This window comes from Streptomyces sp. SP17BM10, from assembly GCF_036322405.1.
Taxonomy (GTDB): domain Bacteria; phylum Actinomycetota; class Actinomycetes; order Streptomycetales; family Streptomycetaceae; genus Kitasatospora.
In genome coordinates, this window is record NZ_JAQYXB010000642.1 from 209,785 (window position 1) to 226,241 (window position 16,457).

Consider the following 16,457-nt stretch of genomic DNA (forward strand, 5'->3'; position numbering starts at 1 on the left):
CCGCACCCGCTGACCCGGAGAAACGACCATGCTCACTCAGCCTGCCGACCCCGGCCTCACCGACGCCGACGCCCAGCGCGTCGAAGGCGTCCTGCGCCGGCTCGCCCCGAAGTGGACCACTGGTGTCGTCCACACCATCGCCAAGTACGGCCCGGAGATGCGGGTGCGCGACCTCGCCCAGTACTTTCCCTCGGTCAGTCAGCCGTTCATGAGCAAGCGGCTGGCCACCATGCACGAGGCCGGCCTCGTGCAGCGGGACGCCGAGTTCGACCGGACGGCGCCATACCGCCTCAGCCCGCAGGCGCTCACCCTCGGGCCTGTGTACCGGTCCCTGGTGCAGTGGTCGTCGGAGCACATCGACCGCACCCCCATGAGTCGCAACGACCGGATCGAGGACGCACTGCGTCGCCTGCAGCCGCTCCACACCACCAAGGTCGTCCAACTGCTGGCCGAGCACGGCAGCCTCCGGTTCACCCATCTCGCCGAGGCCGTCGGCGTCTACGAGCAGTTGATCACCCCCCGCCTTGCCCGGCTTCAGGAAGACGGCCTGGTCACCCGGACCGGGACCCGACACGGCGATCCGTACACCCTCACCGAAGCCGGCCAGGCGCTCGGACCGGTCTACGCGGCCGTCCAGCGCTGGGAGGACCGCCACACCGCCGTGTCCACCATCCCGGTGCCAACCGCCGTCCGCACCATGGCCGGCCCGGTCGACGGTAGCCACGGCATACGCACGGCGGCGGCGCTACGCCGGACCCCGGTGCCGGCCGCGCTGTTCAGCCACTCCGCGCAACAGCAGTCCCCCGCACCCGCCGCCGCGCGGGCTACCTCCAGCCTCGCCCGGGGCCGGTGAGCGCCGTGATCACCCGGCACAGACCCGCCCGCCGCCGCAGCCACGGGCCCGCCCGCCGCATCGATGCCGCCAGATCCGGCGTGCGGGCCCGCTCCCCGCCAGCTCAAGGAACAGCCCCGTGTCCGCCATCACCCCTCTGCTCGTCCTGCCACTGCGCCTCGCCGGCTCCGGCGACGGCCGACTGATCACTGCCCCGCTGGCCACCGTCCACGGATGGAGCCGCACGCAGACGCCCGACGGCACCGTCCGCTTCACCAGCCCCTGCCGAACCGCCGTCCTCACCGCTGAAGGACCGGCCGACCGCCCTGCCTGGACCGTCCACGGCTTCGCCGACCCCGGATCCGAGCCTCTGTGGCGGGCCACCTTCGGCCCCGGCACGCCCGCCGAGATCACCTCCGCCTTCACCACCGTGCTCGCCGACGGTCTGCGCACCCGGCACCGCGACTACCTGTGCGGAGGCACGCGCTACCGACCCGACACCCCGGCCTCCGTCCTGGCCGACCGCGGCTGGCTGCCCGACGAGAGCCCCAAGGGCTTCCACGACCAGGTGGCGCCGGACCGGACCGCCGTCTACCGGCACCGCGTCGGCCACCAGCCCCACAACGCCGAGGTCGCCGGACTGGCCCCGCCGTCATGGAGCATGCTCGCGGGCGACCCGCAACATCCCTCGTGGCGTGCGGAGTTCACGCTCGGCGTGCCCTTCTATCCGCTCGTGCACGCGGCCCTCGCGTTCAGCAGCCCGAAGCCCGTGCAGCGGCTCGTCGGCGACATACCGACCCGCCACTTGGCCCTCGTGACCGTGCGGCGGATCTCCGGGAGCGACCACCCGCACCCGTCACCCGCAGCTCGACCCGGTCCGTCCACCACGCCCGCTTCCCCGCCCGCGCCTGCCGCGCGGCGCCGCTGACCACCGGGGGTCCGATGCCGAACACCATCGCCAGGGCGCGCGAGTACCAGGTCGCGCCCCGCTTCCTGGCTGGCCCCACCCACACGGGCGACCCTGGCCTGCAGCCCCTGCTCGACGCGGGATGGGCGCTGAGCCGCGACGACCTGGGCAACGTCTTCGTCGCCTCGCCCGACCACACGGTCCGCCTCGGCTTCCTGCCCGAGGGCGAGCGCGGCGAGCTGTGGGTGATCAACGCCCATCCCGACGCCTTCGCCCCGCCCGAGTGGCAGGTGACCCTCGACCTGTCCGCCCCACCCGAGATCGTCGGCGAGTTCACCGCCGCCCTCGCCGTCGCCCACTCCACGGCGCCCAGCTCCGTGCTGCACGGTGACACCGGCGGCTACGACGTGACGGACCATCTGCTCGACGAACACGGTTGGCGTCTCGAAACCGAGCGGGCAACGGCCGTCTTCCGGTCGCCCGACGGGCTCGTGGCACTGCACCGGCGGCTCAGCTTCCTTCGCCACGAGACCGAGATGGCCGGCGACAGCGAGCGTTGGATGTTCGAGGTCGGACCTGCCGGCCACCGCTGGTACGCCACCGCCTCCTCGAACCTCCCCGACCACCTCCTGGACACGCTCACCACCGCCATCACCAGCCCAGTTCCGGTCCCGCGATACCTGCGGCCCTCCCAGATGGAACGTCTTCCACCCCAGGCCACTGCGGCGCCGACCGCGCCGAGCCCCTTGGAGGTCGCGCGGATCCAGGCGGCGACCGCCCGCTCAGCACCCGTGCCATCTGCGAACGCCTCCGTCCTCGCCTACACCACCGCCACCCGGGCTGCAGCGCTTCCGGCGCCCGCGCCCGCCGCCCGTAGCCGCTGACCCGCAAGGAGGAACTGCCATGCCCAACTCGGCCAAGGCGACAGACAAGCCCCGCTCGTACCGGATCGCCCCGCGCTACCTCGCCAACGCGGACGCCGATGGGTCCGAGGCCATCCAGCCGCTGCTCGATGCCGGCTGGGCTCAGAGCCGGGACGAAGAGGGCAACACCTTCGTCGCCTCACCGGATCTGCGTGCTCGCCTGGCGCACCTTCCCGAAAGCGACGGCCCGATCCTGTGGAAGGTCAGCGCGGGCCCGGACGCCTTCGCCCCGCCCGAGTGGCTGGTCAGCTTCGATCACCAGACGCCGCCCGAGGTCGTCACGGACTTCACCACCGCTCTTGCCGACGCCTACACCCGCGGTCCCGGTGCGTACCTGAGCCGCGACGGCCGGACCGCGGGAGTCGACACGTGCCTCGGGCTCCTCGGCGAAGGGTGGACCCTGGATCCCGCCACCCCCTTCCTCACCTACCAGTCCCCGGACCGCTTCGTCCGGCTCCACGTCCGGGACAAGCCCCTGCGGCACGACGCCGAGATGGCCGGCGACACCGAGCGCTGGCTGTTCGAGGTCGGACCGCCCGGCCAGGTCTGGTACGCCACCGCCTCCTCGCGGCTGCCCGAGCACCTCCTGACGGCGCTGACCACCGCCGTCACCGACCCGGCCCCGGTCCAGCGGTCCATGCGGCGCATCGACCTGGACCACCTCCCGGCCGAGGCCACCGCGACGCCGACCACGCCGACCCCGATGGAAGTCGCACGCATCCGCGCGGCTACCGCCCGCTCGACCGCCTCCCCGTCCTTGAGCCAGCCGCTACCAGCCACCACGCCGACGCCGCCCGTGCCCCTCCGCGCGAGCTCGGCGACAACACCCCGAAGGAGCCCGTTGTGAGCAAGCCCCTGCTCGGCCAGCCCCTCACCCCCGCCGAAGCCACCGTCCTCCGCCACCTCACGGAGGGCTACACCATCGCCGACATCGCGCACCAGCAAAGCGCCCGAGCCGCCACTGTCCACGGCCGCGCCGCCCGCGCCCGCAAGAAGCTGGGCGGGCTCACCCTCGACCACGCCGTCCAGCTGTACGCCGAGCACCAGGCCGCCGCCACCCGCACCCGCTGAGCAGACCCCCGTTGGAGAACACCGTGTCCGATCTCACCGCCCTCGACCACGCCGACTCGATGATCGAGAACGCCTGGGGCCGGCCAATCGCCGAACTGGAGAAGGCGGCGGTCCGCCAGCCCGTCGAGGACCCCCTGCTGCGCGCCGCCATGCACACCAGGAGCCACCTCACCGTGGTCTCCAACTCCATCGCCGTGCACCAAGACCGCCTGCACGCGCTCACCCGGCCCGGCCACGTGCCCGCGTTCTACGACCTCGACCGCATCACGGACACGGCGAGCGCCCTGCGGACCGCCTTCGCCGAGAGCAACACCGCCCTGACGGCGATCCGCAACCTCGTCGACGCCCGCGAGAACGCGCTCAGGGCCGACGGCGGCCGAGACGCCCAACGCGTACGGGCTGCCACCGCCCGCACCGCGCCCTCCCGCCCCCTGGGCCTGTCCGCCGACCGGCCCGCCCCCTCGGCCGCCGCCGCACGAGCGCCGGCGTCGACGAACCGCCGATAGACCGACGGTCAACCCTCGGCCTGGTCGCGGTGGGCGCCCGGATCCATGGCGCCCACCGCGCGGGCCATCTCCTCCACGGTCAGCTCGACCCGCTGCCCGTCCGCCAGCCGTGCCGCCACCGCGTCGTCCTGCTGCCGCTCGGCGCGGCTCACGGTGCGCACGGCCCACTGGCCCTCGCCGATCACCGTGATGTCGCCCATCGTCCAGGCCCGCCCCGCGCTGCGGATCTTGCACTCCAGCGCCGCCATGTCCCGGCCTCTATTCGCCACCAACGCCGTCGTCCCCCTTCGCCCCGTACGGCCTCGCGCCGCAACCCTGGTTCAGCACCCGGGCGCCCCGATCCATTCCCCTTCAGTTCGCCCACGGCAGAGTCCGATCGCCGATAACGACTACGAACTTCGGCATGGCGCATGTCAAAGTACTCACGTCGCCGAAACCGCAGGTCAACGAAGGGACCAGCCCCCGTGAACACCCCCAACAGCCTCCTGCCCGCCCCCGTCCGCCCCGCCGCCGAGGACCACTCCTGGCTCTCCTCCGACCACTGCGCGGAGCCCGTGCTCGCCCTCCTCAGCGGCCTCGGCTGGGCGATGGTCGACACCCCGGAGGCGAACGTCCACTGCACCAGCCCGGACGGCCGGGTGTACGTCGGCTGGCTGCCGGAGGACCCCGGCGCCTGGCAGCGCGGCATCGTCTGGCGCATCCAGGTCCAGCCCACCGGCACCGATGCCACGCCGTGGACCCAGGAGTTCGGCATCCACACGCCCTCCGTGGCCGTCGCCGGATTCCTGGCCGCGCTCATCGCCAACGCCACCCGCTGACATCGGCCAACTCCCCATCCCGGGGGACTCCTTGTCCCCCTCGACTGGACCACCTCATCGTCCACGGCACCGAGCGCCAGCCCGGTGGGCAGGCCCGGTTCGACCGTCACACACCGGTCGAGGTCGTCCTCCCGTACTGCGCACCCTCGTCGAGCACCCGGCGCTGAGCTCGCCACGCCACACCGCCCCTGCTCCAAGTGAAGGGAACTGCCCATCATGGCCCCCGAGTTCAGTACCGCTCATCCGCCGCTGGACCCCGATGCGTGCCATCGCTGCGGTGGCATCGGTTTCCTCGCCAACGCCACCGAGCTGGCCGGGGCCCCCGCGCTGTGCGTCGATTGCCACGAAACGCTCGACACCCAGCAGGCCCGGGACGGGCATCCGTGCCTCGACGGCTGCCCGCTGCCCATCGACCACACCGGCCTCTGCCGTCCATGAACGCTCGGCGGTGTGAAGCCCCCGGCCCGCATCGTGCCCGTTACCCGCCAAAACCCGACTCGCACCGTCCACCCGTCCAACCGACCGCAGGAGAACGCGTTGGCCTTCGTCCGCACCATCGAGTCCGCCCTCACCGACGAACTGCCCGACGGCGAGAGCCCCGTCGCCGGGCGCCCGATCTACCAGGCCCTGCGACAACGCGGCCTCGCCTTCGAGCCCATCCACACCGGCGGCGGCTACTTCGCGCTATCCCTGCTGATCCCCGGCGGAGAGATCCTGATCACCGACGACGACGGACAGATCGCGCGCCCCGCCGAGTTCCACACTGCCTGGCTCGCCTGCTTCTACCCCGAGCCGACCTCACCCTTCGACCCCAACGAAGAGGACGTGATGGACATCTACCTCGGCGACGGAAGCCTCTCCCTCGCGGACGACACCGCCGCCTGTACCGAAACGGTCGCCCGCTGGCTCACCAAGCGCCACGCCGCCACCTCGACCGGTCCACTCCCCGCCAGGCTCGAAATCGAGGCAGCCGCCCCTGTCGCCCGCCGCGCGCTCACCCTGGCCACCTGAGCGCTCGAAGCCCGTGTGCCCGGAGAAGCCCTGCGCCCCAGAAGGAGAGAGGCCCACGAACAGCCACCGAGTCGACTTTCACCAGGTGGTGGTCACCGCGACCACCGAACACCCCGCGAGCCGCCGCATCCTCGCCAGCGTCGGCCTGCGGATCGTCCGCGCCGACCAGGTCCGCGCCGGAGACCTGATCGTCTCCGCCTTCCACGCCGCAGGGCTCGGGCGGCTCCACCGCACCGGCTACTTCGCCTCCGGCCCCTACCGGGCTCGACCCGAACCGTACGACCCGACCTGCGGCTGCGGCGTCTGCGGCCTTCCCGACGTCCATGGTCCCGACGGCACCGTCGTCCTCACCACCGGCCACCCCTGGGACACCTGCGACCCGTGGCCCGCCGACGACCTCGTCCTCATCCAGCCGCGCCGCCACCGGCCTCCCCGTCGCCCAGCCCACCGCGCTACCGCCCGAGAGGACCTGATGACCACCCACCGCGCCCCGCTGACCAACCACCACGCCGACGGCTCCCTCTGCCCGCCGGACCACAGGCACACCAGCTCCGGGAAGCCGCTCCACCCTGACTGCCCCGGCCGCTCATACTCCCAGGCCATCTGCACATGCGGCTCCTGGCAGTTCAAGGGATCCGGCAAGGGCTACGTCAACGAGTCCCGCAAGCGGCACCTCGCCACCCACACCCAGGCCACCCCGAGTGGACCCGCTGTCCTGCGCGGCCTGCTCCGCCTCGACCTCCCGTGACCAACCGCCCGGACACCCAACCACCTCACCCCGTCCTGCCGGAGATTCGCCATGCCCCAGTACTTCACCGTCCGCGACCTTCTCGCCCAGCTCCAGAACCTCGACCCGAACCTGCGGGTCCGCCTCGCCGTCAACCCCGACTGGCCGTTCGCCCACTACGTCGGCACGGACGTCGTCGTCCACGACGGCATCGCCTACATCGGCGAGGACGGCCAGGACGGCTACCTCCCGCCCGCCGTCCGGGAGCACCTCGCCTGGGCCTGACCCCCGCCCGCGCCACCGTCCCCCGATCAAGGAGCACAGCATCACCTACCGCCAGTACCCCGGAACCGGCGTCGCGCTCGACGGTCTCGCCCTGCGGCCGATGCCGGCCGGAGTCCGCGGCGCCCTGGTCCGCCGCGCGCCCGCCCACCCCTCCCACCCCATCAGCGTCCTGTGGCTGCCCACCGACGCCCCCCGTCTTCCCCTCGGCCTCATCAGCCTGCGGTGGGAGGCCGCCAGCCGCACGGGCTGGGACGTCACCGCCCACCTCGGCCTGGCCACCACCGAGGTCCACCTCGCCTCCTGGCACGCCGCCCCCGACGACTGGCCGCACCTCGTCCGCCCCACCGTCCACGAGGTCACCGGCCTGTGCTCCGCCCTGGCCATCGCCACCGCCGCCCTCGAACTCTCCAACCGCCTGGCCGAACTCTGACGTCCCCCGCAGAAGGCCGCCCCGCCACCGGCAGGGCGGCCTCGCCGTATGCCCACCCACCTATCCCGCGTACCCTCGTCACCGAACACCGAGGAAGGAACAGCATGGCCGCCGACCCTCAGCTCTGGGGCTACCCCGAGGTCGCCGCGCACCTGGGGATCAGCGTTGGTGCCGCCCGCAGCCGCAAGAGCCGAGGTGCCCTGCCCGCCCCTGACGACGAGAGCATTCCGGACCGCCCGCGCTGGAAGCCAGCGACCTTCCACAACTGGAAGCCGCTCGGCCAGGGGTACCGCAGCGACCTGGTCACCGACGCCGACACGGCCGGCAACTGACCGGCACGGACGTACGCTCCACCCATGAGCGCTTCTCCGATGCCCTCCCCGCCGTTTCCCTCGCCGGACTCCGCCGTGCTCCAGTTGATCGTCGCGAACGCCGTCAACTCCGTACGCACCGGCGAGGCCACCGTCGAGCAGGCGATCCTGCACGCCGCCGTGCACGGCTGGTACGAGGGCCACATCGAGGCGGAAGACGAGTGCCCCGGCTGCGGCTTCCGGGGAGAGCTTCCCAAGTCGACCAACCGCAACTGACAGCGGCTGCGGCGCTGTCAGGAAGGACCTATCCACCCATGACCGACCATCCTCACCGCCGGACCGTCCCGCTGGCGGCCTGCGGCTGCGTCGCCGCGCTCGGCGCTGCCGCCGCAGTCGTCGCGGCGATCTCCGACGCCTACGCGGTGTGCGCCATCGGCCTTCTCCTCATGGGCGGGGCCGCCCTCGCCGGCTACGGCGTCGCACGAGCCGCCGACGCCCGAACCGACCAGCTCGTACTTCAGCGCCTGCACCAGGAACCCGGCATCGGTACCGACGTCCTCGCTGCCGATCTCGCTCTGCGCCCGGCCGCTGTCCGGCTCAGCCTCCACCGGCTGTCCCGGAACGGCAGCCTGCCTGCACCCGATGGACCCGCCGACACCGAACACTGACCATCACCACAGCGAAGGGGTCGCCACCGTATCGGTGGCGACCCCTTCGCTGTTCCCTACTCCAGGTAGAGCCCGGCGAACGTCCCGTCGAACCCCAGTGCGATCCGCGCCCGTTCGAGTGTGGGGTAGTACGTCCAGCTCGGGTCGGAGAGCATCTCGTCGAAGTCCTTGCGGGTGATCTCGGGCTCGAGCCACTCGCTTCCGCAGCGGCAGCGGACCCAGACGTTGCGACGGTGGTTGATCAGCAGCCAGTCGCGCCGGGCCCGGCAGGCGGAGCACACCACGGGTATGCCGCGCAGCGCCAGCTCGTGCGGGCACTTCGCCCCGCGGAGCGCGTCGGGACCGCTCAGCGGGGCCGTCTCGTACGCCAGCTGCAACAGCGGGTCGCAGTCCACCGCTCCTTGGACGAGCGGCGCGGGCGGGGTGGTGATGGTGGTGGGCTGTTCGGTGGTTCTGGGCACGGGCTCTCCGTTCGGGCGGTGCTGCTTCTTGGGTAACACCTGGTGGAACTGGGTGTCGAGGGGTTTCGGAGTGCCGGCCAAGCGGACGGCGGTGCATTCGCCGGGCCTGCTGGTCAGCGCCGGGGTGCCGGATGTCGCGGGTCGGTGGTCGAACGGGCGGGTGCTGGCGTTTCGGCACGGGTGCCTGCGTACCCGAGTGCGGGCTTGGTCCTGGTGGTCCTGGCCTTCGTCTTGTCGGGTTGCGCGGGGTTGGCGGTCAGGTTGGCGATGCGGCGGATGCGCCAGACCAGCACGTCGTCGGTATTGCGCGCGGTGTCGAGTTCGCGCCAGGAGGTCGCTTCCTCCAGGAGGGCCTTGGGGTCGTGGCCGGCCTTCTCGGCCTCGGCGAGGGTGGCGGCCAGGGCATCGTGTCGGCGTCCGGTGTCGGCGTGGTTCTCCGGTTCGCCGAGGGCCACCCGGATGGCGGCTTCGTGGCGGCGGCGTTCGGGCTCGGGCAGGGCCTGGCCCCGCTCGCGCATCGCTCGCATGGGGGTGGCGGCGCTCTGTTGGTAGGCGGCACGCAGGTGGTCGGCGGCCTGCCGTGATGCTGCTGCCTGCTGGGCGTGGCCCCGGGCGGAGTGCCAGCGGGCGGCGGCCAGAGCGAGTAGGACCAGGGTGGACAGGACCATCGCGGTGGTACCGCCGTCCTCTCCACGCCCCAGCGCCCCGCCGGCGTGGACTATTCCTCGGGCGGCCGAGCGCAGAGCGCGGATGTCGGCGTTCTCGGCGCGGACGTGGCTGCGGGTGGCTCGCTCGAAGGCACGTGCGGCGTCTCGCAGTTCGGTGCGGGTGGCGGCTGGTGAGGTCTGGGCGAGTGCGTCGAGGAGTTCGCCGGCGCCGACGAGTTGAGCGGCAGCCTCGTCGTCGCCCTCGTCGAGGACGGCGGCGGCGCGTTCGGCGATTCCGGCTGCGTCCCGCCGCTGTCGGGCAGGAGCGGACCGGTCGCCCCGGGTGTTCGCGAGGCGGGGCTGTGTGGTGTCGACGGGTCCGTCGGTCAGGCGGCGGCGGATCCGCGGGAGGGAGAGGTCCGGGGCGAGGGTGGACCCGGCGAACCAGACCGGTTCCTTGTCCGCGTTGCGGTCGCCGGGAAGGGCGACGTTGTAGCCGAGGACGTCGCCGCTGGGGGCGTGCCGGAGTTTGACGCGGAGGCCGGCCTCTCGCAGGCGGTCGAAGAACTCCTGCTCGGTGGCGACTCCGGCGACGGCCTGGCGGACGGCTTCGCGCAGGGTCTCGCGGGGGGTCTCGGTGCGGCCGGTCCGCTCGGCCTTCCACCGTTCCTGGCTGGTGGGGGTCTTGGCGGCGGTTCCGTCGCCGGGGGTGAGCTGGCGCAGGCCGTAGTCCTTCTCTATGAGGCGGGCCTCGGCCTGCGCCTTGCGGCGGTCGAACGAGAGGCCAGCGAGGCGGCCGTCCTGGCGCACCAGGGTGGCGGCGATGTGGATGTGGTCGTCTGCGTGGCGTACGGCGACCCAACGGCAGGCGGCGGTGTCGCCCTCGGGGGCGATACCGGTGGCGTGGACGATGCGTCGGGCGATGGCCGCCCACTCGGCGTCGTCGAGGAGCCGGTCACCAGGAGCGGTCCGCACCGAGCAGTGCCAGATCCTTTTGGCTGGTGCCTGCTGGCCGAGGGCTTTGACCGGCTGGTCGAGCTGGTTAGCGAGCTTGGCGACCTGGTGTGGTTCAGGGTTGGGGCCGGGGTCGGGCGCGAAGTTGTTCCAGGAGGCGACGAGGTGCTGGTCGGTGTGCTCCTCGTGCTTGCCGGGGCCGAAGAGGTAGTCGATGAGGGGGAAGGAGCGGTCGGTGCCGGTACGGATCTTGGGGATCACCGGCGGACCAGCCAGTCGACGGCCTGGTCGACCGCGTCGATTGAGGCTTCGACGCGCCGCAGGAGCTGCCGGAGATCGCCTGCGGGCTGGCCGCCGGCGTTCAGGAAGTGGGCGACCTGGTTCAAGTTGTTCCCGATACCGCCGAGCTGGCGGTTGGACTCCATCAGCTCCTGGATGCCGCGCCGGAAGTCAGCGACGGCGGCGTTCGGGTCGGCGCTCGCGGCGGCGGCGAGCGCGGCGGCAGCGGTGTAGCCGCCCGGGGCGAGTTCGGCTCGGGCGGCGGCGCGCTGGAGGAGCGCCCACTCGGTGTCGCTGAAGCGGGGGCAGACGCGGTTCGTGCGCGGCACGCTCTGGCGCAGGCGGCGGCGGGTAGCTGCACGGACGGCTTCGGCGGTCAGCGGGTTCTGCTGTTCCTCCTCGTCCGTCGGCACCCCTGGGCCGACTCCCCGGTCGTCGGCAGGCCCCCCTGGGTCTGCCGACGACCGGGGAGCCTCCGCCCCCTTGGGGGCGGGGGCGGGGTAAGGACTCCTTACCCCACAACTTGCTCCGCCAGGAGCCTGATCCCGGTCACTCTCCGGCGCCTGCGTGGTCCCGTCCTGGTCGTAGGCGGTCACCGGCTGGCCTCGCTGTCGCGCTGGCGGATTTCGAGGAGGAGGTCCTCTACGAAGTCGAGGGCGAGGACGGGGTGGTGGAGGGTCCAGGGGCGCGAGTGCCGGCCGCACTGGACGCTGCGGGCGCCGTCCGGACCGGTTTCGACGCGGTGGACGTGGCCGCGCTGGGTGAGGACGGCGAGCCAGGAGTCCGCCTCGGCCCAGGTGGCGGGGGTGGTACGCATGGTGGGGTGCTCCCGTTCGGCGGTGGTGCGGGTGGGTGACCGCCGGGGTGGCCTGGTCGGTCACCCCAGCGGTCAGGGGTCGGTCAGTCCCTGTTGGCGCTGACCGGCTGACCGTGCTGTTCGCGGAGCTGGGCCATCAGCTGGGTCAGGGTGTCGCTGGACAGGGGGATCTGCTGACCGCGGATCGCCTGCGCGACCACCTTGCGGGTCAGCTTGTCCTCCTGCCTGACCGCCTCGCGGGCGATGGCCAGCAGTTCTTCGGTGTCCAGGTCAGGGCGGCGGTCAGCGCCCCGGTCAGTGACCGGCGGCGCGGTGACCAGCGGCTTGACCGGCTGTCCGGTGGCCTCGGTGGGGCTGACCGGCGGGGCGGCGACCGGCGGCTCGACCGGCGGTCGGTCAGTGACCGGCCGGTCGGTGTCCGGGTGACCGCCCAGGTCAGAGGGCTTGGTCAGGCTGACCGCGCCGACCGGGGTCAGCTGTGGCTGCGCGGTCAGCTCGGTGACCGGGCGGCTGACCGTGGCGGTGACCGGGCGGGTGACCGGCTGACCGGGGGCGGGGCGACCGGCGCTGTCCTGACCGGCGGTCAGCGCCACCGGGCGCTCGGTCAGTCCGGTCTCCTCGGCGGTGACCTGACCTCGGTCCGGGGTGACCTGACCTCGGTCAGTCTCGGCCGGTCGGTCAGCGTGACCGTCCCGGTCAGTGGGGCTGACCGGTCCTCGGGCGATGAGGATGTAGAGGTGGACGGCCCCGGCCAGGGCGAGCGGAGCGATGGTGGACAGCACCGCGACCACCGTGTCGCCCAGCCGGAGGCCGGCCGTCGCGTTCTGCTCGTTCAGCCGGACGGCGTGCAGGGCGTTGGCCCACAGGCTCGTCCCGGTGGCCGCGCCGAAGAGCGTCCACACGTAGATCCGGGCCCTCAGCGGTGCGGTGCGCAGGACCAGCAGCGCGCGGACGCCGTAGGCGATGAAGCCGTCGACGATGATCGGGAAGAGGTAGGTGAGGAAGCCTCGGACGTGGATGGCGACGGCCATCTGCTGGAGGGCGGAGAAGCTCAGCGCGCAGCCGGAGGCGCCGAGGGCGATGACGACGGCCCGGTCCCAGGCGGTGACGTGGGCGGCGGTCGGGGCGGTGGTGGTGGCGGTGCTCATGCGACCGTCCCGAAGTCGGCGCAGGTCAGCTGCGCGGTGCTGGTAGTGCCGTGGGCGGCCGAGGCGGCGCGGGTGGCTTCCTCGGCGATCTGGCGGTGGCGGATCGCGCGGCGGGTCTCGCGGTAGAGCTTGAGGGCGTGCTCCGGGCTGATCTTGAGGAGCCAGGCAAGGCGGTCGACGGGGACGCCCTGCCGGTACCCGGCGAGGACGACCGCGCGGCGCTCGGCCTTCGTGAGGGAGATGTCGCGCCCGGCCAGGGTGGCGTTGACGCGGCTGTAGTCGAGGCGGTCGTTGATCTTGGCGTGCAGGGGTTCGCGCTCCTCCTCGGTGTAGCCGCCCCTGATGCCGTGGGTGTCGCCCGTCTCCAGGGCGGCGTCCAGGCAGATGCGGGCGACCGGGCACTGGGCGCACAGGGCCTTGGCGGTGGCGATCTTGTCGGCTTCCTCCGGCCCGGGGAAGAAGGTCTCCGGGTCGATGGGGTTGTACTCGGTCGGGGTGCAGACGGCCTGGTCGTGCCAGGTGTGGTCGCCGAGCGAGCGGTGGCGGGCAGGGCTGGTCGTGGTGGTCATGCGGGGTTGCTCCGATCGCTCTCCGCGCGCGAGGTCGGCGTCGGCGGAGAGGGCGCTGGGTCGGTGAAGGTCTGCCGGCGCGCCGTGGGGCGGCCGGGCGCTGCGGCTGTCAGGCGGCGCGCTGGAGGCGTCTGCGGTCGACCAGCTCGAACTCGACCCGGGTGGTCATCTGGGCGAGCCGGGAGGTGACGCGGTCACCGAGGTGGGTCTTGAGGTCCCTGATCTGCAGGTTCGTGGTGATCAGGGTCGGGAGCATGTGGTTGTACCGGCGGTTGATCAGCCGATAGGTCTGCTCTTCGACGAACTCGCTCGACTTGGCGGCGCCGAGGTCGTCGAGGATCAGCAGCGGCACCCGGCTGTAGGCGGCGAGGACCCGCTCGGAGTCGGTGTCCGAGCTGGGTCGCAGCTCCGCGTAGAGGTCGGCGGCGGTGGTGGCGCGCCAGCGCACGCCGATGCCGGCCTGCACGAGGGCGCGGACCGCGCCGTACGCCTCGTGCGTCTTGCCCGCGCCGACGACTCCGGCCATCAGCAGGCTGGGGCCGGTGGTGACCTGGCGGCGGGCGCCGGTGCTCGGGGCGGTGGCCTCGGCGGCGACCTGCCGCACCCAGGCCCGGACCTGCGGGTGCGTGGCGAGCGCGTCGCGGTAGCGCGGCGGCAGCCCGGCCGACAGCGCCTCCTCCGCCGAGTAGGGCTCCGGCTCGTCCGGCAGGGCGTCGACCGCGTGCTGGTCGATGCCCCGGGCGGCGAGGATGCGGGCCATCCGGTCGAGCACCGAGGGGGCGTCGGCGAGGGTCTGCGGGTCGCGGTGGGTGCGCATCACAGCTCCTCGGCGTAGGCGGTGGCAGCGTCGACGGGGTTGGTCCACGCCTGGTGAGCGGGCACGTTAGGCCGGAATCCCGGCCGCGCCAAACCGGCGCCTCGTACGTTCATGGCGTCGTTGACCAGGCTCGGCAGCCGGGAGGGGTGCCCCTGGATCTCGGCGAATCGCCGCAGCCCGGCCCGGACGTGCTCGACCGCGATGCCCTCGTCCAGCAGGGCCTTGACGACCTTGCCGAGGTGGCCGAGGACGCTGCCCGGCGGGCGCTGAGCGCAGGAGGCGACGTACTCGCCGACGAGCTGGTTGGCCCCGACGACGTCTGCCTCGGGCGCTAGCCGCCCCGTAGGGGAAGACGATCCAGGATCCAAGATCCTGGATCCAGGCGCCGAGGGATCCCGGACGCTTCGGCGAGCCTTCGGAGAGCCTTCGGCGAATGCCGCCTGACCTGTGGCTTTCTTGCTAGGCACAGAGGGATCGTGGCCAGCGGTGGCCTCCGGGGAGACGCTGCTGCCACCCGCTACGGCTGTCGGGCCCGAGGGCTCCTGACTCTGGTCGACAGCTGTGGGAGCACTCGCCGAGACTTCGGCGAACACTCCGGGAGCGCTCGCGTGGTCCTCGGCGAGGTTGCTCGCTGCGGCAGCGAGGGCGGAGCGCTGGATGCACGGGCCCTTGCAGACACCGCACCGTTCCGGCTCGCAGTGCGGGCAGGCCGGAAGGCGGCTGAGCGACGGCTTGTCGATCTTCTGGTGGTTGCGCCAGGTCGGGTAGTGGAAGTACCGGCGACCGTCGCAACCGGTGTACCGGCAGACGGCTCCGGCGGTGGCGAGCTGCTGGAGGTGGTCCTCGACGTCGGCGCGATTGATCTCTTCGCGCATCGGCCAGATGAGGCCGTACACGATCGCCGCGTTGTCGCGGTGGCGGCCGTGGTCGTCGGCGTGGTTGGTCATCCCGAGAAAGGTGACCATGGCCGGGATCGACACCTCGGCCAGTGTCTCGGAGACCCAGGTCTCCGGCTTGACCGATCGGATTCGGGCCATATCAGCGGCCCCGAACCGCGGAGGCCGTGCCGACGTTGAGCTGTCCGGTGCGGAGGTCGAGCGTGTGCGGGCGCGTCCAGTCCGCGTTCGGCCAGGTCCGCAGCACCCACCGGGCGGCCACCTTGGTCGTGGTGCGGCTCAGCGGGAGCTGCTCGCCGTCGGCGTCGATGGCAACCGTGTAAGGGTGGGGCCACTGGCGGCGGGGGTCCGCGAGGCTGACGCTGATGACGACCGCGCCCGGGATCATGTCGGCCAGCTGGACCGCGAGCCGCTGCTGGCTCGGGCTCGTCGCCGGGTAATGGGTTTCCTTGGGCATGGCAAGCATGCGATACTCCGTGGTTCGTAGGAGCGCGCGCAGCGGAGTCTCGTGCAAAGAAGTCCCGCTGCTCGCGTAGTAGTGAATCGGCGCCCCTCGGGTGCGCTGGCCCGGCGTCCAGGAGTTGGTAGCTCCAGGACGCCGGTCTCATTTCCGGCCGTGACTACGGCATCGACCCCCCTCTCGCGCCCCGCCGGCCTTCGCGCCGGGACCAGAACCATAGGGCGATCAGGGCGCACACATCCACCCCGTTTCTCCCCGCTGACCAGCAGAGACGGACTTTGGTGCGCCCTGCGGTCGGCAACAACGTACACCAAAGTACGCGGGAAGAGGAGACTAAAGTGCACCCAAGTTCCCCGCGCGCGCCCGGGACGCACTAGAGTGCGTGTATCGCCGCACCCCGATGGAGCATCGCAGTGGGAGACTTCCAGCACAGACTGAACCACCTGTTCGAGACCGTCCCGAACCCCAAGACCGGGAAGCGGTTCACGAACACGGAGGTGGCCGACCTGACCGCCGCCTGGGCGGCCGAGTCGGGCGATCAGGGCGGGAGTATCAGCGCCAGCTTGATCCAGAAGCTCCGCAGTGGCACGAAGGGCAATCCGACCACGTCGACCCTCAAGGCCTTGGCTGCGGTGTTCAAGGTCCGGGCGAGCTTCTTCATCGACGACGACGAGCCCCCGGCCTCACCAGAGGACGACTCGCCGGCCAGCCAGCAGGACCTGGAGCGGCTCATCAAGGACCAGGACGTCCGCAACCTCGCGCTTCGCGCCGACGGCCTGTCCAAGGAGACCCTCTCAACACTCGCCGGCTTCATCGAGCGCGCCCGCTCCCTAGAGGGGCTCGAGAACGACAAAATGTCAGGCAGCTAAGGGTTCAACCACCACATGATCGTCTAATCTGCGATCAGATCACGCTTCCAT

26 protein-coding genes are annotated in these 16,457 nt (G+C 72.1%); 16 read left to right on the top strand and 10 right to left on the bottom strand.

All coding sequences use genetic code 11. The features are described from left to right. Positions 1 to 28 precede the first annotated feature (28 nt). The 6 genes from PUR71_RS29010 (at position 29) to PUR71_RS29035 (ending at position 4,239) form a co-directional block, all read left to right on the top strand. Entirely contained in the window at positions 29 to 853 is an 825-nt protein-coding gene (locus PUR71_RS29010) for a winged helix-turn-helix transcriptional regulator (protein WP_329930108.1), read from the top strand. 118 nt (positions 854 to 971) lie between these two features. Further along, positions 972 to 1,760, top strand: coding sequence for a DUF317 domain-containing protein (locus PUR71_RS29015; RefSeq protein WP_329930109.1), 789 nt, complete (start codon positions 972 to 974; stop codon positions 1,758 to 1,760). A 14-nt stretch (positions 1,761 to 1,774) separates the two neighbouring features. Further along, on the top strand, positions 1,775 to 2,623 hold the full coding sequence (locus tag PUR71_RS29020) for a DUF317 domain-containing protein (RefSeq protein ID WP_329930110.1): 849 nt from the start codon (positions 1,775 to 1,777) through the stop codon (positions 2,621 to 2,623). A 19-nt stretch (positions 2,624 to 2,642) separates the two neighbouring features. After that, positions 2,643 to 3,509: a DUF317 domain-containing protein gene (locus PUR71_RS29025; RefSeq protein WP_329930111.1), complete on the top strand. Its 867-nt coding sequence runs from the start codon at positions 2,643 to 2,645 to the stop codon at positions 3,507 to 3,509. Beyond that, positions 3,506 to 3,733, top strand: coding sequence for a LuxR C-terminal-related transcriptional regulator (locus tag PUR71_RS29030; protein ID WP_329930112.1), 228 nt, complete (start codon positions 3,506 to 3,508; stop codon positions 3,731 to 3,733). The genes PUR71_RS29025 and PUR71_RS29030 overlap by 4 nt, the downstream gene beginning before the upstream one ends. A 23-nt stretch (positions 3,734 to 3,756) precedes the next feature. Then, positions 3,757 to 4,239 carry a hypothetical protein gene (locus tag PUR71_RS29035; protein ID WP_329930113.1) on the top strand — a complete coding sequence of 161 codons (483 nt, stop codon included), beginning with the start codon at positions 3,757 to 3,759 and terminating at the stop codon, positions 4,237 to 4,239. 8 nt (positions 4,240 to 4,247) lie between these two features. Here PUR71_RS29035 and PUR71_RS29040 read toward each other — a convergent pair whose 3' ends face one another. Beyond that, positions 4,248 to 4,487 carry a hypothetical protein gene (locus PUR71_RS29040; protein WP_329930114.1) on the bottom strand — a complete coding sequence of 80 codons (240 nt, stop codon included), beginning with the start codon at positions 4,485 to 4,487 and terminating at the stop codon, positions 4,248 to 4,250. 216 nt (positions 4,488 to 4,703) lie between these two features. Between PUR71_RS29040 and PUR71_RS29045 the strand changes: the two genes are divergently transcribed. The 9 genes from PUR71_RS29045 (at position 4,704) to PUR71_RS29085 (ending at position 8,489) form a co-directional block, all read left to right on the top strand. Further along, positions 4,704 to 5,057, top strand: coding sequence for a DUF317 domain-containing protein (locus tag PUR71_RS29045; protein WP_329930115.1), 354 nt, complete (start codon positions 4,704 to 4,706; stop codon positions 5,055 to 5,057). Positions 5,058 to 5,273: 216 nt separating this feature from the next. Further along, positions 5,274 to 5,495, top strand: a complete 222-nt coding sequence (locus PUR71_RS29050; RefSeq protein WP_329930116.1) for a hypothetical protein — start codon at positions 5,274 to 5,276, stop codon at positions 5,493 to 5,495. Positions 5,496 to 5,594: 99 nt separating this feature from the next. Next, positions 5,595 to 6,068, top strand: a complete 474-nt coding sequence (locus PUR71_RS29055; protein ID WP_329930117.1) for a hypothetical protein — start codon at positions 5,595 to 5,597, stop codon at positions 6,066 to 6,068. A gap of 85 nt (positions 6,069 to 6,153) precedes the next feature. Then, positions 6,154 to 6,816: a hypothetical protein gene (locus tag PUR71_RS29060; RefSeq protein WP_329930118.1), complete on the top strand. Its 663-nt coding sequence runs from the start codon at positions 6,154 to 6,156 to the stop codon at positions 6,814 to 6,816. A 51-nt stretch (positions 6,817 to 6,867) separates the two neighbouring features. Beyond that, the gene (locus PUR71_RS29065) at positions 6,868 to 7,080 is read left to right on the top strand and encodes a hypothetical protein (protein WP_329930119.1); all 213 of its coding nucleotides are present in this window, start codon (positions 6,868 to 6,870) and stop codon (positions 7,078 to 7,080) included. A 100-nt stretch (positions 7,081 to 7,180) separates the two neighbouring features. Then, the gene (locus PUR71_RS29070; RefSeq protein ID WP_329930120.1) at positions 7,181 to 7,510 is read left to right on the top strand and encodes an esterase; all 330 of its coding nucleotides are present in this window, start codon (positions 7,181 to 7,183) and stop codon (positions 7,508 to 7,510) included. Between the two features lie 104 nt (positions 7,511 to 7,614). Further along, a complete protein-coding gene (locus PUR71_RS29075) occupies positions 7,615 to 7,842 on the top strand; it encodes a MarR family transcriptional regulator (protein WP_329930121.1) in 228 nt (75 codons plus the stop codon). A gap of 24 nt (positions 7,843 to 7,866) precedes the next feature. Then, positions 7,867 to 8,097 carry a hypothetical protein gene (locus PUR71_RS29080; RefSeq protein ID WP_329930122.1) on the top strand — a complete coding sequence of 77 codons (231 nt, stop codon included), beginning with the start codon at positions 7,867 to 7,869 and terminating at the stop codon, positions 8,095 to 8,097. Between the two features lie 38 nt (positions 8,098 to 8,135). Beyond that, complete coding sequence (locus PUR71_RS29085) at positions 8,136 to 8,489, top strand: hypothetical protein (RefSeq protein WP_329930123.1); 354 nt, start codon at positions 8,136 to 8,138, stop codon at positions 8,487 to 8,489. Positions 8,490 to 8,545: 56 nt separating this feature from the next. Here the strand turns inward: PUR71_RS29085 and PUR71_RS29090 are convergent, their stop codons facing one another. From PUR71_RS29090 to PUR71_RS29130, 9 genes are all read right to left on the bottom strand, one after another. After that, complete coding sequence (locus PUR71_RS29090; protein WP_329930124.1) at positions 8,546 to 8,950, bottom strand: hypothetical protein; 405 nt, start codon at positions 8,948 to 8,950, stop codon at positions 8,546 to 8,548. A 113-nt stretch (positions 8,951 to 9,063) separates the two neighbouring features. Continuing rightward, complete coding sequence (locus PUR71_RS29095; protein WP_329930125.1) at positions 9,064 to 10,812, bottom strand: mobilization protein; 1,749 nt, start codon at positions 10,810 to 10,812, stop codon at positions 9,064 to 9,066. Then, the gene (locus tag PUR71_RS29100; RefSeq protein WP_329930126.1) at positions 10,809 to 11,243 is read right to left on the bottom strand and encodes a MobC family plasmid mobilization relaxosome protein; all 435 of its coding nucleotides are present in this window, start codon (positions 11,241 to 11,243) and stop codon (positions 10,809 to 10,811) included. The genes PUR71_RS29095 and PUR71_RS29100 overlap by 4 nt, the downstream gene beginning before the upstream one ends. Before the next feature lie 179 nt (positions 11,244 to 11,422). Then, the gene (locus PUR71_RS29105) at positions 11,423 to 11,647 is read right to left on the bottom strand and encodes a hypothetical protein (RefSeq protein WP_329930127.1); all 225 of its coding nucleotides are present in this window, start codon (positions 11,645 to 11,647) and stop codon (positions 11,423 to 11,425) included. Positions 11,648 to 11,730: 83 nt separating this feature from the next. Continuing rightward, positions 11,731 to 12,795 carry a DUF2637 domain-containing protein gene (locus PUR71_RS29110; RefSeq protein WP_329930128.1) on the bottom strand — a complete coding sequence of 355 codons (1,065 nt, stop codon included), beginning with the start codon at positions 12,793 to 12,795 and terminating at the stop codon, positions 11,731 to 11,733. Then, positions 12,792 to 13,364: a WhiB family transcriptional regulator gene (locus PUR71_RS29115; protein WP_329930129.1), complete on the bottom strand. Its 573-nt coding sequence runs from the start codon at positions 13,362 to 13,364 to the stop codon at positions 12,792 to 12,794. The genes PUR71_RS29110 and PUR71_RS29115 overlap by 4 nt, the downstream gene beginning before the upstream one ends. A 109-nt stretch (positions 13,365 to 13,473) precedes the next feature. Continuing rightward, positions 13,474 to 14,181, bottom strand: coding sequence for an ATP-binding protein (locus tag PUR71_RS29120; RefSeq protein ID WP_329930130.1), 708 nt, complete (start codon positions 14,179 to 14,181; stop codon positions 13,474 to 13,476). Then, positions 14,181 to 15,218 (bottom strand): hypothetical protein, encoded by a 1,038-nt coding sequence (locus PUR71_RS29125; protein WP_329930131.1) that lies wholly within the window; start codon positions 15,216 to 15,218, stop codon positions 14,181 to 14,183. The genes PUR71_RS29120 and PUR71_RS29125 overlap by 1 nt, the downstream gene beginning before the upstream one ends. Position 15,219: 1 nt before the next feature. Further along, entirely contained in the window at positions 15,220 to 15,534 is a 315-nt protein-coding gene (locus tag PUR71_RS29130; protein WP_329930132.1) for a transcriptional regulator, read from the bottom strand. A gap of 416 nt (positions 15,535 to 15,950) precedes the next feature. Here PUR71_RS29130 and PUR71_RS29135 point away from each other — a divergent pair, with 416 nt between their 5' ends. After that, entirely contained in the window at positions 15,951 to 16,406 is a 456-nt protein-coding gene (locus tag PUR71_RS29135; RefSeq protein ID WP_329930133.1) for a transcriptional regulator, read from the top strand. Positions 16,407 to 16,457: the final 51 nt, after the last annotated feature.

Bases quoted from the DNA above. Each gene is read 5' to 3' on its own strand.
- PUR71_RS29025 (WP_329930111.1), top strand. From the start codon at position 2,643: ATGCCCAACTCGGCCAAGGCGACAGACAAGCCCCGCTCGTACCGGATC.
- PUR71_RS29050 (WP_329930116.1), top strand. From the start codon at position 5,274: ATGGCCCCCGAGTTCAGTACCGCTCATCCGCCGCTGGACCCCGATGCG.
- PUR71_RS29040 (WP_329930114.1), bottom strand. From the start codon at position 4,487: ATGGCGGCGCTGGAGTGCAAGATCCGCAGCGCGGGGCGGGCCTGGACG.
- PUR71_RS29070 (WP_329930120.1), top strand. From the start codon at position 7,181: ATGCCGGCCGGAGTCCGCGGCGCCCTGGTCCGCCGCGCGCCCGCCCAC.
- PUR71_RS29080 (WP_329930122.1), top strand. From the start codon at position 7,867: ATGAGCGCTTCTCCGATGCCCTCCCCGCCGTTTCCCTCGCCGGACTCC.
- PUR71_RS29020 (WP_329930110.1), top strand. From the start codon at position 1,775: ATGCCGAACACCATCGCCAGGGCGCGCGAGTACCAGGTCGCGCCCCGC.
- PUR71_RS29110 (WP_329930128.1), bottom strand. From the start codon at position 12,795: ATGAGCACCGCCACCACCACCGCCCCGACCGCCGCCCACGTCACCGCC.
- PUR71_RS29085 (WP_329930123.1), top strand. From the start codon at position 8,136: ATGACCGACCATCCTCACCGCCGGACCGTCCCGCTGGCGGCCTGCGGC.
- PUR71_RS29065 (WP_329930119.1), top strand. From the start codon at position 6,868: ATGCCCCAGTACTTCACCGTCCGCGACCTTCTCGCCCAGCTCCAGAAC.
- PUR71_RS29105 (WP_329930127.1), bottom strand. From the start codon at position 11,647: ATGCGTACCACCCCCGCCACCTGGGCCGAGGCGGACTCCTGGCTCGCC.
- PUR71_RS29075 (WP_329930121.1), top strand. From the start codon at position 7,615: ATGGCCGCCGACCCTCAGCTCTGGGGCTACCCCGAGGTCGCCGCGCAC.
- PUR71_RS29120 (WP_329930130.1), bottom strand. From the start codon at position 14,181: ATGCGCACCCACCGCGACCCGCAGACCCTCGCCGACGCCCCCTCGGTG.
- PUR71_RS29010 (WP_329930108.1), top strand. From the start codon at position 29: ATGCTCACTCAGCCTGCCGACCCCGGCCTCACCGACGCCGACGCCCAG.
- PUR71_RS29130 (WP_329930132.1), bottom strand. From the start codon at position 15,534: ATGCCCAAGGAAACCCATTACCCGGCGACGAGCCCGAGCCAGCAGCGG.
- PUR71_RS29125 (WP_329930131.1), bottom strand. From the start codon at position 15,218: ATGGCCCGAATCCGATCGGTCAAGCCGGAGACCTGGGTCTCCGAGACA.
- PUR71_RS29115 (WP_329930129.1), bottom strand. From the start codon at position 13,364: ATGACCACCACGACCAGCCCTGCCCGCCACCGCTCGCTCGGCGACCAC.